We start from the raw sequence: 13,131 nt of genomic DNA, 5'->3' as shown, positions 1-13,131 counted from the left end.
CAGCGGACATTCGTTCAGTCGCGGTTCAGCGACGCACGGGACGCTTCTGCAATTTGCGCTGCAAGGTACGGCGGTGCATGCCCAGGGCCCGGGCAGTGGCGGAGATGTTGCCTTCGTGTTCGGTCAACACACGCTGAATGTGTTCCCACTGCAGGCGGTCCACCGACATCGGGTTTTCCGGCACCAGGGTGTCGAGATCGGCGTGTTCGGAGAGCAGCGCGGCCAGTACATCGTCGGCATCCGCCGGCTTGCACAGGTAGTTGCAGGCGCCACGCTTGATCGCTTCCACCGCGGTGGCGATGCTCGAATAGCCGGTGAGAATCAGCACCCGCATCTCCGGGTCCAGCTCCAGCAGCTTGGGCAACAGCACCAGCCCGGAGTCGCCATCCATCTTCAAGTCCAGCGCGGCGTAGTCCGGCAGGTCCTGCTGGGCAATGACCAGGCCCTCCTCGGCGGAACCGGCGGTGCTCACGCGGAAACCGCGGCGGCTCATGGCGCGGGCCATCACGCGGGTAAAGGTGGCGTCATCATCCACCAGCAACAGGTGCGGCAGTTCCTCGCCTTCGACTTGGATCTCTTCACTCATGGTCGTCTCCTCGGGCGGCACGGGGCAGGCGCAGCTCAGTGAGCGTTCCGCCTTCCTCATGACTGTAGAGTTTCACTGAGCCTCCAGCGCGGGTCACGCTGGCCTTGCTCAAAAACAGGCCCAGGCCGAAGCCTTTGCCCTTGGTGGTAAAAAACGGTTTGCCGATCTGTTCGGCGATGGCCAAGGGTACTCCGGCACCGTGGTCACGAATACTGATGGTGAGGTTTTCCGCGTCCCAGTCCAGGCGTACTTCCAGGCCTTCGGGGCAGGCATCGGCGGCATTGTTCAGCAGGTTGAGCAGGGCCTGGGTCAGGTCCGGCGGCGGCGCCAGGCGCGGCACCGGCCCCTCGCCCAACAGATGGAAACGGTAGCTGGCTTCCGGGCGCATCAGGTGCCAACGGTTCAAGGCTTCGTCCAGCCACTGGGTGACTTCCTGCATGTCCACCGCCAGGCGGCGATTGGCCTCGGCCGCGCGCACCAGTTGCTGCAGGGTTTCCTTGCACAGCTTGACCTGGTCCTGGAGCACGCCGAGGTCATCCTGAAGCAGCGGGTCGGAATGGTCCTGGCGCATTTCCTTGAGCAGCACGCTCATGGTCGCCAGGGGCGTGCCCAATTCGTGGGCGGCACCGGCGGCCTGGGTCGCCACTGCCAGCAATTGCTGGTCGCGCAGCCCCTCTTCGCGCCGGATCGCCCGCAGTTCTTCCTGGCGGCGCAGCTCTTCCGCCATGCGTGCAGCGAAGAAGGTGATCACCGCCGCAGCCAGGGCAAAGCTCAGCCACATGCCGTAGACCTGCAAGTTCTCCCGGGCAATGGGGAAAGTCTGCAACGGGTAGAAACGCGCCAGCAACAGGGTATAGAGCGTCAGGGCGATACCTGACAGGACCACCGAGTAGCGCCACGGCAAGGTCACCGCGGCGATGGTCAGGGGCACCAGGTAATAGGAGACGAAGGGGTTGGTGGAACCACCGGAGAAGTACAGCAGGACACTGTGGATAAACAGGTCACAGGCCAGTTGCAGGGCGTATTCCAGCTCCGTCACCGGCCACGAGGTGCGCAGGCGGATCGCGGTGAAAGCGCACAACACCATGGAAAACATCAGGGTCACGCCCAGTTGCAACCAGGGCAGCGGCAGCAGGTCCAGCCAGTAGGCGAGCCCCACCGAACCGGCCTGAGCGGCCAGCACCAGGGTACGGATAAAGGTCAGGCGCCAGAGGTTCTGACGGGTTGCGGACAGCAATTTTACGGGGGCGAGCATGAGCTCTCCTGATGAGCGCTCCAGGGCAATCGCCGGGAGTATAACCAAGCAGCCCCCGGCACAGGCAAAACTGCGGCAAAGCGCCACACTGCCTTGAGCGGCCGCGGACGATCCACGGCGATCATGTGTATCAAAGTTGTAATTGGCTGCAACGAGGAATAAAAACCACAGTCTGAAGGTTTCACCCAGGCTCTGACCTTATCCTGCGGACCGCACTCAAGGAGTTTTCATGCAGCATTTCAGTCGCAGCGTCGCCCTTCTCGCACTCAGCGCCGGCACCCTCACCAGCCTGCCCGCCCTGGCCGCCGATGAACTGCACTACAACCAGATTTCCCTGCGCGCCGAAGTCAGCCAGGAAGTGGCTCGGGATCTGATGATCGTGACCCTCTACAGCGAATCGCAGAATACCGACCCGGCCAAGCTCGCCGCAGAAATCACCACCACCATGAACAAGGCCCTGGACCAGGCGCGCCAGGTCAAGGACGTGACCCTGCGCCAGGGCAGCCGCAACAGCTACCCGATCTACGACGGCAAGGGCCAGAAGATCACAGGCTGGCGTGAGCGCGCCGAACTGCGCCTGGAAAGCTCCGACTTCGCCGCGCTGTCCAAGCTCACCGGTGAACTGCTGGGCGACCTGAAGATGGGTGGCATGGACTTCGCCATCGCCGCCCCGACCCGCAAAGCCAGCGAAGACGCGTTGCTCAAGGATGCGGTCAACGCCTTCAAGGCCCGTGCGCAACTGGCCACCGAGGCCCTGGGCGGCAAGGGCTACAAGATCGTCAACCTGAACCTCAACAGCAATGGCTATCCACAGCCTTACATGCGCGCGCCGATGATGATGAAGGCCGCCAGCATGGATTCGGCCCCAGTGACACCAGAAGTCGAGGCCGGCACCAGCCAGGTCAGCATGACCGCCGACGGCGCCATCGAAGTGCTGATGCCCTGACCTTTTCCCTGCGTCTTCCAACGGCGATAACCTTCGGCATCAAGGTTATCGCCGTTTTTCGTTACCGGCTATTTCAACCCGGACCCGGGGGAACCCGGCTTTGTGGTGTTAGAGTTAGGCCCCTCGGTGCGCAGCGGCTCAGATGTCGCTGACGTCCGCCGGGTATACTGCTTCTTTCCTATAAGAGTCTCTTCAATGACCGCAGATCGCATCGGCGAACGCCTGCGTCGCTATCGCCGCGCCGCCAAGAAAACCCTGCGCCAGATCGCCAGCGAATCCGGTCTGACCGCCAGCTTCCTCTCCCAGGCAGAGCGTAATCTCACGGGTGTATCGATCTCTTCCCTAGTCAATATCGCCAAGTCTCTGAACGTTCCGCTGAACGCCCTGTTCGACCAGCCGATCCAGGCGCAACCCGACTCCCACGACGGCAAGCGGGTGCGCTACACCATCGAAGGCCAGCCACTGGCCTACGAGCGCCTGTCCAGCTCCTTTCCCGGAAACCTGATCAACGCGGTCAAGATGAACATACCGGTGGGCTACCAGTCCGAGCTGATTTCCCATGACGGCTCGGAGTTCTCCTACGTGCTTTCAGGACAGATCGTCTACACCATCGAGGGCAGTCAATATCCCCTGAGTGCCGGTGACTCGGTGCACTTCGACGCCACCAAGACTCATTGCCTGGCCAACGTCGGCAATGGCCCGGCAGAAGTCCTGACCGTCACCACCATGGGCCTGTTCGACGACCATTCCGCGGCCTGAGCCCAGCGCACGGCCGTCAGTCGAACCCCTGGGACAAACCTGTGCACAGGGAGAAATGTTAGTCACGCTTAATTTTCGTTGACCACGATTTCAGCATGACTTAATTTCGGCATCGGCGAATCGACTATCAACAACACAACAAAGCGATCGCCGTCGCCGCACAGGGTCCATGGGGCTGCATCCACTCCCCATAAGAAGGCGAGTTTCCATGGCCCACAAGGCCAATCCTCAGATATGCCCTAGAAAAAGAAAAAATGAGGTTTGCATGGATAAGACCTTTCCGCTCCAGGTTTGGCAGACAACGGGTCTGATCCGCGGCACTACGCCGTCACAAACCCGCAGCGACCTCCACAGTGACAACCTCACTGCGAGCCCCGAATTCAGCACCTGCGACGATGTGCCAAGCACGCGCCATCGCCAGCAAAATTGCGGGCATCCGTTCTCCACGGCCTCCCTCACCCAGCCGCCCACCTCCATCCAGTCAGGCAAGGCCGGGCGCCTGGGCCAAGCATCACCCGGCACACCAGCCAGCACCGCACCAAGAGTGGGCGCGATGGGCTTCGATTGCCCCGTGAAAAGGCAGCGCATGCACCACAAAACACCGGCGCAAACGATCAAATGCGTCAAGATTTATACAAATGCGTCATTCCTGTACGTTCGTTCCACTCTTTGAGACTTGTGGCAGCCCTGCATCTTGCATTGGGTATGAGGGCTGCATAAGTATCGGCGGGTCGACTCACAAGGTCGCCCTCTACACCAAAAATGACAACAAATCATGAGGCCACCATGTTCAAGAAAGCAGTCCTTCCGTTATTAGTCAGCGCCGGCTTGCTCGCCAGCGCACCCTTCGCCCAAGCGGCGACTAACCTGGTGTTCTGCTCTGAAGGGAGCCCGGCCGGTTTCGACCCTGGCCAGTACACCACCGGAACCGACTTCGACGCCTCAGCCGAAACCCTCTACAACCGCCTCAGCCAGTTCGAACGCGGCGGCACCGCGGTCATTCCGGGCCTGGCCACCAGTTGGGACATCTCGGACGACGGTCTGACCTACACCTTCCACCTGCGCGAAGGCGTCAAGTTCCACACCACGCCGTACTTCACCCCGACCCGTACTTTCAACGCCGACGACGTGCTGTTCACCTTCAACCGCATGATCGACAAGGACATGCCGTTCCGTAAGGCCTACCCCACCGAATTCCCGTATTTCACCGACATGGGGATGGACACCAACATCACCAAGGTCGAGAAAGTCGACGACAAGACCGTCAAGTTCACCCTCAAGACCGTGGACGCAGCCTTCATCCAGAACCTGGCCATGAGCTTCGCCTCGATCCAGTCCGCCGAATACGCCGACAAGCTGCTCAAGGAAGGCAAGGCCAGCGACATCAACCAGAAGCCGATCGGCACTGGCCCCTTCGTGTTCAAGAGCTACCAGAAAGACTCGAACATCCGCTACACCGGCAACAAGGACTACTGGAAGCCTGAAGACGTGAAGATCGACAACCTGATCTTCGCCATCACCACCGACCCCTCGGTGCGTATCCAGAAGCTGAAGAAGAACGAATGCCAGGTCACCCTCTTCCCGCGTCCGGCCGACCTCAAGGCCCTCAAGGAAGACAAGACCCTGAAGATGCCTGAACAGGCAGGCTTCAACCTCGGCTACATCGCCTACAACGTGATGCCGGTCCTCAAGGGCCGTACCGATGCCAACCCGCTGGCCGACCTCAAGGTGCGCCAGGCGCTGGACATGGCGGTGAACAAGCCGCAGATCATCGATTCGGTGTACCAGGGCGCCGGCCAGCTGGCGGTCAACGCCATGCCTCCAACCCAGTGGTCCTATGACACCACCATCAAGGACGCCAAGTACGACCCCGAGAAAGCCAAGGAGCTGCTCAAGGAAGCCGGCATCAAGGAAGGCACCCAGATCACCCTGTGGGCCATGCCGGTACAGCGTCCCTACAACCCCAACGCCAAGCTGATGGCCGAAATGCTGCAGTCGGACTGGGCGAAGATCGGCCTGAAAGTGAACATCGTCAGCTACGAGTGGGGCGAGTACATCAAGCGCTCCAAGGGCGGCGAGAACCAGGCGATGATCATCGGCTGGAGCGGCGACAATGGTGACCCCGACAACTGGCTCGGCACCCTGTTCGGTTGCGATGCAATGAACGGCAACAACTTCTCGAAATGGTGCGACAAGCCTTACGACGCCCTGATCAAGCAAGCCAAGGCTACCTCTGATGTAGCCAAGCGCACCGAGCTGTACAAGCAGGCGCAACACATCCTCAAAGATGCAGTACCGATGACACCTATCGCTCACTCGACGGTGTTCCAACCCATGCGCGCCAACGTGCAGGATTTCAAAATCAGCCCCTTTGGCTTGAACTCCTTCTACGGCGTCAGCATCGGCAAATAAGGTTCTGCAACGGCGACGTCCATGACGTCGCCGTTGCTTTACCAGCCCGGCCCGCTGGAGCTCGGTCTCTACTGCGCAACGACCCGCCACTGGCGCACTGTCTTGCGAATTCAGAGCCGATTCCTACAGGCATTTCAGGTTCGACGCAGTTACCGCCCGGCCCTCGACCCTCAAGGTCGGTGCAAGGCGAAGCCGCGTCTGCCAACGGGCACCTGCCGCACGTAGTGGTTTGGCATCAATGGCCTGTACAGGCTCCAGGAAGGAGTCATGGCCCATTGTTCATCACAACAAAAATGGAGAAGTACGGTCATGCGTCATTCCTGGATTTTCCCGGCCCTGCTGGGCAGCGGCCTGTTGGCCACCAGTTCGTTCGGCACCGCCGCCGAACGCAGCCTGGTGTTCTGTTCCGAAGGCAGCCCGGCGGGCTTTGACACCGCCCAATACACCACTGCTACCGACAACGATGCCGCCGAGCCGCTGTACAACCGCCTGGTGGAGTTCGAAAGAGGTGCCACCAACGTGCTGCCAGCGCTGGCCAAGAGCTGGGACATTTCCGAGGACGGTCTCACCTACAGCTTTCACCTGCGCGAAGGGGTGAAGTTCCATAGCACGCCCTATTTCAAGCCGAGCCGAGACCTCAACGCCGACGACGTACTGTTCACCTTCAACCGCATGCTCGACGCCGAACATCCGTTCCGCAAGGCTTACCCGACGGAGTTTCCCTACTTCAACGGCATGAGCCTGAACAAGAACATCGCCCGGGTCGAAAAGACCGACCCGCTGACCGTAGTCATGACCCTCAATACCGTGGACGCGGCCTTCATCCAGAACCTGGCCATGAGCTTCGCCGCGATCCTTTCCGCCGAATACGCCGAGCAACTGCTCCAGGCCGGCACCCCGAGCCAGATCAACCAGAAACCCATCGGCACCGGGCCCTTCGTGTTCCAGCGTTATCAGAAAGACTCGCAGATCCGCTACAGCGCCAACCCGCACTACTGGGACCCAAGCCGGGTCAAGCTCGACCGGCTGATCTTCGCCATCAACACCGACGCCTCGGTACGGGTACAAAAGCTGCGGGCCGGCGAATGCCAGGTGACCCTGCACCCGCGCCCCGCCGATATCGACACGCTGAAAAACGACCCGAAACTGCAAGTCATCGAAAAGCCCGGGTTCAATCTGGGCTACATCGCCTACAACGTGCAGCACAAACCCTTCGACCAGCTCGAAGTGCGCCAGGCGCTGGACATGGCGGTGAACAAGCCAAGCATCCTCAACGCCGTGTACCAGGGTGCCGGGCAACTGGCAGTTAACGCCATGCCACCGACCCAGTGGTCCTACGACGAAACCATCAAGGACGCCGCCTACAACCCGGAAAAAGCCCGGGAGCTGCTCAAGGCCGCCGGGGTCAAGGAAGGCACGCAAATCACCCTCTGGGCCATGCCGGTACAACGCCCCTACAACCCCAACGCCAAGCTGATGGCCGAGATGCTGCAGTCCGACTGGGCGAAGATCGGCCTGAAAGTGAAGATCGTCAGCTACGAGTGGGGCGAGTACATCAAGCGCACCAAGAACGGCGAACACGACATCAGCCTGATCGGCTGGACCGGCGACAACGGTGACCCGGACAACTGGCTGGGCACGCTGTACAGCTGCGACGCCATTGGCGGCAACAACTACTCCATGTGGTGCAACCCGCAGTACGACAAGCTGATCAAGCAGGCCAAGGTCGTCACCGACCGTGAACAGCGCAGCCTGCTGTACAAACAGGCTCAGCAACTGCTCAAGCAACAGGTCCCAATCACACCCGTGGCCCACTCGACGATCAACCAGCCGCTGAGCGCGAAAGTCGAAGGTTTCAAGGTCAGTCCTTTCGGCCGCAACGCCTTTTCGGGTGTCAGCCTAGCCCCATAACCGATGAGCCAAAACCCTGGGGGCGATTTTCGCCCTCACGCAGACGCTTTGCCTGAATTCGGCGATCAAGCCTTATGCAAACGTTTGCGATGCCTTGAATGAGTTCCAAAAACCAGCCGGCCCAAAAAAACCGGCATTTAAAAAAGAAAACAAAGGAGCTTCACCCATGAAACTGAGCAGCAGCGCATTGTTAGCCTTGGCTATCAGTAGCATCACCGCCTCGGCCTATGCGGAGAACGTCAGCCAGGACTTCGTCCCGACTGAACTGAACGCCACCAGTGCCCAGGCTGAGACCAAGGGTTTTATCGAAGGGCAGAGCCTGTCGGGTACCACGCGCAACTGGTACGCCAACGAGCTGAAACGTCGTAACGACCGTTTTTCGTACAACCACAATGGTGTAGAGACCTCGACCCCGCGCCGTATCAACTGGGTCCAGGGCACCATCCTCAACTACACCTCGGGTTTCACTGAAGGCACCGTTGGCGTCAGCACTGAAGTCGCCGCCTACAACGCTATTGCTCTGGATCGTGACCGCAAGGACATCGCCGGCAAGAACAACCGCACCCTGACCCACTCCGACGGCGACGCCGTGGGCCAGTGGAGCAAGCTGGGCCTGGCCAACGTCAAGTTCCGCGTGTCCAACACCACCCTGACCGCCGGCCGGCAGAACTTCAGCACGCCGATCGTCGACGTCATCGGCAACCGTCCGCTGCCTTCGAGCTTTGAAGGGGTGAGCATCCACAGCGAAGAGTTCAACAACCTGTCGTTCGACGCCGGCAGCTTCGACCGGGTATCGCCACGGACCGAACAGAGCCTGTCCAAGTTCAGCTCCGAGTACAACAGCAACGGTGCCGAGACCGATCGCGTAAGCCTGGTCGGCGCCAACTACCAGCCGCTGAAAAGCCTGAAGACCAGCCTCTACGCCTCCAAGGTGGAAGACTTCTGGAACCAGTACTACTTCGGCGCCACCCACGAGCTGGGCGACAGCTCGGTGCTGAGCCTGACCACCGGCCTGAACTATTACAAGACCGTCGATACCGGCAAGAAGAAGATGGGCGAGATCGACAACGACACCTACTCGCTGTCGCTCGGCCTGACCCACCAGGCCCACAGCCTGACCTTCTCGTACCAGGAAATTAACGGTAACGAGTACTTCGACTACCTGCACGAAACCAACGGCATCTACCTGGCCAACTCCCTGCTCTCGGACTTCAACGGCCCGAACGAGAAGTCCTTCCAGATCGCCTACGGCCTGAACATGGCCGAGTACGGCGTGCCCGGCCTCAAGTTCAACATCTACCAGGCCCGTGGCTGGGGCATCGACGGTACCCACTACAACGGCACCGCCTACAGCGGCGTCAAGGCAGACGGTACGGTCTATGGCGTACGCACCATGGACGGCGAGCACCACTACGAATACGGCATCGGTGCTTCCTACGCCGTACAGAGCGGCCCGCTGAAAGCCACCGCGATCCGTGCCACCTACACCACGCACCGCGCCAGCGAGAACCAGGCCGACGGCAACATCAATGAATTCCGACTGGTTACCACCATCCCGTTCAATATTCTCTAACCCACCAGTTGAAGGGCGGATTCATGACGAATCCGCCATTCAAGCTAATCTGGTTCAATCGATTGCAGAGGGTTCCTGATGAAAATGCTTCCCCTGAAAGCGGCCGTTGGCGCCGCCCTGCTGAGCGTCGCCCTGGGCGCCACAGCCAAACCCTTGGTGGTCTGTACCGAAGCCAGCCCGGAAGGCTTCGATATGGTCCAGTACACGACTGCAGTCACGGCCGACGCAGTGGCAGAAACCATCTTCAACCGCCTGGTGGACTTCAAGCCCGGCACCACTGACATCGAGCCGGCCCTGGCCGAATCCTGGGACATCAGCCCCGACGGCCTGCAATACACCTTCCATCTGCGCAAGGGCGTCAAATTCCACAGCACCGACTACTTCACCCCCACGCGCGAGATGAACGCCGACGACGTGCTCTGGAGCTTCCAGCGCCAGTTGGACCCGAAGCACCCCTGGCATGACAAGTCCAGCGTGGGCTTCCCCTATTTCGAAAGCATGGGCTTCAAGGAACTGCTGAAAAGCGTCGAGAAGATCGACGACCACACCGTGGTCTTCACCCTGACCCGCCGCGAAGCCCCTTTCCTCGCCGACGTGGCCATGGCCTTCTCGTCGATCTTCCCGGCCGAATACGCCGACAAGCTGCTCAAGGAAGGCAAGACCTCTGAGCTCAACAGCAAGCCCATAGGCACCGGCCCGTTCATCTTCACCCGCTATGCCAAGGACGCCCAGGTACGCTTCAAGGCCAACCCGGAGTACTTCCGCGGCAAGCCGCCGGCCGACCCGCTGGTGCTGGCGATCACCACCGATAACAACGTGCGCCTGCAGAAGCTCAAGGCCAACGAGTGCCAGATCGCCCTGTACCCCAAGCCCGATGACATTCCCAGCATCAAGGCCGACGCCAACCTCAAGGTCGACGAGCTGGCCGCCATGACCACCGGCTACATCGCCATGAACACCACGCGCAAGTACATGAGCGACGTGCGAGTGCGCAAGGCCATCGACATCGCCTTCGACAAGGAAGCCTACGTCAACAGCCTGTACGGCAAGGGCAACGCCCTGGTGGCCACCGGCCCGTATCCACCGACCCTGCTGGGCTTCAACAACAGCCTGAAGAACCCGCCCCGGGATCTGGACAAGGCCCGCGCGCTGCTCAAGGAAGCCGGTGTACCGGAGGGTACGGTTATCACCCTGTTCACCCGCAACGGCGGCGGCCCGACCAACCCCAACCCGATGCTCGGCGCACAGATGATGCAGGCCGACCTGGCCAAGGTGGGCCTCAAGCTCGACATCCGCGTGATGGAGTGGGGCGAGATGCTCAAACGTGCGAAAAACGGCGAACACGATATGGTGTCGGCGGGCTGGGCCGGGGACAACGGCGATCCGGACAACTTCCTGACCCCGAACCTGAGTTGTGACGCGGCGAAAAACGGCGAAAACTACGCCCGCTGGTGCAACAAGACGTTCCAGGATCTGATCGACGAAGCACGCTCCGACGCTGAACCCGCCAAACGCGCCGAGCTCTATGAAAAGGCCATGCTGGTTTTCGAACAGGATCAACCGTGGATCCCCATGGCCTATCCGAAAATGTTCACCGCCATGCGCAAGAACGTCGAGGGTTATCACATTAGCCCCCTGACCACTAACAACTTCGCTACCACCCAAGTGAAGTAATAAGAAACGCCCGCCGTCCTTGACCCCAAGGATGGCGGGAACGCCTAACCGGCTGATTGAGGTACTTCAGAAGATGTTTAGTTTTATTGCCCGCCGTGTGGGGTTGCTGATACCCACATTCTTCGGCATCACCTTGCTGACCTTCGCCTTGATACGCATGATTCCCGGCGACCCCGTGGAAGTCATGATGGGCGAGCGTCGGGTCGACCCTGAGATGCATGCCCAGGCAATGGAACGCCTTGGATTGAACAAGCCGCTGTACGCCCAGTACCTAGACTACATCGGCAAGCTGGCCCACGGCGACCTGGGCGAGTCCCTGCGCACCCGCACCAGCGTCTGGAGCGAATTCACCTCGCTGTTCCCCGCGACCCTGGAACTGTCCATGGCCGCCCTGCTGTTCGCCGGTGTGCTCGGCCTGCTGGCCGGGGTGATCGCCGCCTTGAAGCGAGGGTCGCTGTTCGACCATGGGGTAATGGGGATCTCGCTGGCGGGGTATTCGATGCCGATCTTCTGGTGGGGCCTGATCCTGATCATGTTCTTCTCGGTAAGCCTGGGCTGGACCCCGGTTTCCGGGCGTATCGACCTGCTCTACGACATCGAGCCGAAAACCGGCTTCATGCTCATCGACACCCTGCTGGCCAAAGACACCGACGCCTTCTTCGACGCGCTGCAACACCTGATCCTGCCCGCCATCGTGCTGGGCACCATTCCGCTGGCGGTGATCGCGCGGATGACCCGCTCCTCGATGCTCGAAGTACTGCGTGAGGACTACATCCGTACCGCCAAGGCCAAGGGCCTGTCGCCGGCTCGGGTGGTGTTCGTCCACGGCCTGCGCAACGCGTTGATTCCGGTGCTGACCGTGGTCGGCCTGCAAGTCGGCACCCTGCTGGCCGGTGCGGTCCTGACCGAAACCATCTTTTCCTGGCCGGGCATCGGCAAGTGGCTGATCGAAGCCATCGGCGCCCGGGACTATCCCGTGGTGCAGAACGGCATCCTGCTGATCGCCTGCCTGGTGATCATGGTCAACTTCGTGGTGGACATCCTCTACGGCTTTGCCAACCCACGCATCCGTCATCAGCGCTGAGATCAAGACTAATGAGCACTCCAACTTCCTCAGTAGCAGTCGATCAAAGCCTGCTCTATCCGTCCGTCTACAAAGAATTCTGGCAGCACTTCTCCCGCAACAAGGGCGCGGTGGCCGGCCTGCTGTTCATGCTGCTGATCGTGTTCTGCGCACTGTTCGCGCCCTGGGTGGCGCCGCACAACCCCAGCGAGCAGTACCGCGACTTCCTGCTGACCCCTCCGGCCTGGCTCGAAGGTGGCCAGATGCAGTTCCTGCTGGGCACCGATGAACTGGGCCGCGACCTGCTCTCGCGCCTGATCCAGGGTTCGCGCCTGTCGCTGCTGATCGGCCTGTCGTCGGTGGTGATGTCGCTGATCCCGGGGATCCTCCTCGGGCTGTTCGCCGGCTTCTTTCCGCGTTTGCTGGGCCCGACCATCATGCGCCTGATGGACATCATGCTGGCCCTGCCCTCGCTGCTGCTGGCCGTGGCCATCGTCGCCATCCTCGGCCCAGGCCTGATCAATACCGTGATCGCCATTGCCGTGGTGTCCCTGCCGTCCTATGTACGCCTGACCCGCGCCGCAGTGATGGGCGAACTCAACCGCGACTACGTGACCGCCGCGCGCCTGGCCGGTGCCGGCCTGCCACGCCTGATGTTCATCACCGTGCTGCCCAACTGCATGGCACCGCTGATCGTCCAGGCCACCCTGAGCTTCTCCTCGGCGATCCTCGACGCCGCCGCCCTGGGCTTCCTCGGCCTGGGCGTGCAACCGCCGACTCCGGAGTGGGGCACCATGCTGGCCTCGGCCCGGGACTACATCGAACGCGCCTGGTGGGTCGTGAGCCTGCCGGGCCTGACCATTTTGCTCAGCGTGCTGGCAATCAACCTGATGGGCGACGGCCTGCGCGATGCGCTGGATCCGAAACTCAAGAACGCCGCCTGAGGAGATTC

The 13,131-nt window shown here is 61.0% G+C and carries 11 protein-coding genes; 9 read left to right on the top strand and 2 right to left on the bottom strand.

Annotated elements, in window-relative coordinates:
- Positions 1–25: 25 nt before the first annotated feature.
- Positions 26–586, bottom strand: a complete 561-nt coding sequence (locus ABCR88_RS04645; protein ID WP_011059240.1) for a response regulator transcription factor — start codon at positions 584–586, stop codon at positions 26–28.
- The gene (locus ABCR88_RS04640) at positions 579–1,841 is read right to left on the bottom strand and encodes an ATP-binding protein (protein WP_015634149.1); all 1,263 of its coding nucleotides are present in this window, start codon (positions 1,839–1,841) and stop codon (positions 579–581) included. The genes ABCR88_RS04645 and ABCR88_RS04640 overlap by 8 nt, the downstream gene beginning before the upstream one ends.
- Positions 1,842–2,070: 229 nt before the next feature.
- On the opposite strand from ABCR88_RS04640, the gene ABCR88_RS04635 reads away from it, so the two are divergent.
- The 9 genes from ABCR88_RS04635 to ABCR88_RS04595 all read left to right on the top strand — a co-directional run bounded on the left by ABCR88_RS04635 (position 2,071) and on the right by ABCR88_RS04595 (position 13,123).
- On the top strand, positions 2,071–2,787 hold the full coding sequence (locus ABCR88_RS04635; protein ID WP_041115964.1) for an SIMPL domain-containing protein: 717 nt from the start codon (positions 2,071–2,073) through the stop codon (positions 2,785–2,787).
- A gap of 195 nt (positions 2,788–2,982) precedes the next feature.
- Positions 2,983–3,546, top strand: coding sequence for a cupin domain-containing protein (locus ABCR88_RS04630; protein WP_015634148.1), 564 nt, complete (start codon positions 2,983–2,985; stop codon positions 3,544–3,546).
- 265 nt (positions 3,547–3,811) lie between these two features.
- The gene (locus tag ABCR88_RS04625; protein ID WP_041115963.1) at positions 3,812–4,219 is read left to right on the top strand and encodes a hypothetical protein; all 408 of its coding nucleotides are present in this window, start codon (positions 3,812–3,814) and stop codon (positions 4,217–4,219) included.
- Between the two features lie 113 nt (positions 4,220–4,332).
- Entirely contained in the window at positions 4,333–5,958 is a 1,626-nt protein-coding gene (locus ABCR88_RS04620) for an ABC transporter substrate-binding protein (RefSeq protein WP_011059237.1), read from the top strand.
- A gap of 309 nt (positions 5,959–6,267) precedes the next feature.
- Positions 6,268–7,869 carry an ABC transporter substrate-binding protein gene (locus ABCR88_RS04615; RefSeq protein ID WP_041115961.1) on the top strand — a complete coding sequence of 534 codons (1,602 nt, stop codon included), beginning with the start codon at positions 6,268–6,270 and terminating at the stop codon, positions 7,867–7,869.
- Between the two features lie 166 nt (positions 7,870–8,035).
- Entirely contained in the window at positions 8,036–9,442 is a 1,407-nt protein-coding gene (locus ABCR88_RS04610; RefSeq protein WP_011059235.1) for an OprD family porin, read from the top strand.
- A gap of 78 nt (positions 9,443–9,520) precedes the next feature.
- Positions 9,521–11,116, top strand: a complete 1,596-nt coding sequence (locus ABCR88_RS04605; protein ID WP_041115960.1) for an ABC transporter substrate-binding protein — start codon at positions 9,521–9,523, stop codon at positions 11,114–11,116.
- Positions 11,117–11,189: 73 nt separating this feature from the next.
- Positions 11,190–12,200, top strand: a complete 1,011-nt coding sequence (locus ABCR88_RS04600) for an ABC transporter permease subunit (RefSeq protein WP_011059233.1) — start codon at positions 11,190–11,192, stop codon at positions 12,198–12,200.
- Between the two features lie 11 nt (positions 12,201–12,211).
- Entirely contained in the window at positions 12,212–13,123 is a 912-nt protein-coding gene (locus ABCR88_RS04595; RefSeq protein ID WP_011059232.1) for an ABC transporter permease subunit, read from the top strand.
- Positions 13,124–13,131 lie beyond the last annotated feature (8 nt).

Source organism: Pseudomonas sp. W17 (assembly GCF_040268305.1).
GTDB classification, from domain to species: domain Bacteria; phylum Pseudomonadota; class Gammaproteobacteria; order Pseudomonadales; family Pseudomonadaceae; genus Aquipseudomonas; species Aquipseudomonas protegens.
Note: the sequence above shows the minus strand (reverse complement) of the source record. Positions and strands in the feature narration are given on the sequence as shown.

Coding starts and splice junctions, on each gene's coding strand:
- ABCR88_RS04605 (WP_041115960.1), top strand. CDS start 9,521: ATGAAAATGCTTCCCCTGAAAGCGGCCGTTGGCGCCGCCCTGCTGAGC.
- ABCR88_RS04625 (WP_041115963.1), top strand. CDS start 3,812: ATGGATAAGACCTTTCCGCTCCAGGTTTGGCAGACAACGGGTCTGATC.
- ABCR88_RS04620 (WP_011059237.1), top strand. CDS start 4,333: ATGTTCAAGAAAGCAGTCCTTCCGTTATTAGTCAGCGCCGGCTTGCTC.
- ABCR88_RS04615 (WP_041115961.1), top strand. CDS start 6,268: ATGCGTCATTCCTGGATTTTCCCGGCCCTGCTGGGCAGCGGCCTGTTG.
- ABCR88_RS04595 (WP_011059232.1), top strand. CDS start 12,212: ATGAGCACTCCAACTTCCTCAGTAGCAGTCGATCAAAGCCTGCTCTAT.
- ABCR88_RS04630 (WP_015634148.1), top strand. CDS start 2,983: ATGACCGCAGATCGCATCGGCGAACGCCTGCGTCGCTATCGCCGCGCC.
- ABCR88_RS04600 (WP_011059233.1), top strand. CDS start 11,190: ATGTTTAGTTTTATTGCCCGCCGTGTGGGGTTGCTGATACCCACATTC.
- ABCR88_RS04640 (WP_015634149.1), bottom strand. CDS start 1,841: ATGCTCGCCCCCGTAAAATTGCTGTCCGCAACCCGTCAGAACCTCTGG.
- ABCR88_RS04635 (WP_041115964.1), top strand. CDS start 2,071: ATGCAGCATTTCAGTCGCAGCGTCGCCCTTCTCGCACTCAGCGCCGGC.
- ABCR88_RS04645 (WP_011059240.1), bottom strand. CDS start 586: ATGAGTGAAGAGATCCAAGTCGAAGGCGAGGAACTGCCGCACCTGTTG.
- ABCR88_RS04610 (WP_011059235.1), top strand. CDS start 8,036: ATGAAACTGAGCAGCAGCGCATTGTTAGCCTTGGCTATCAGTAGCATC.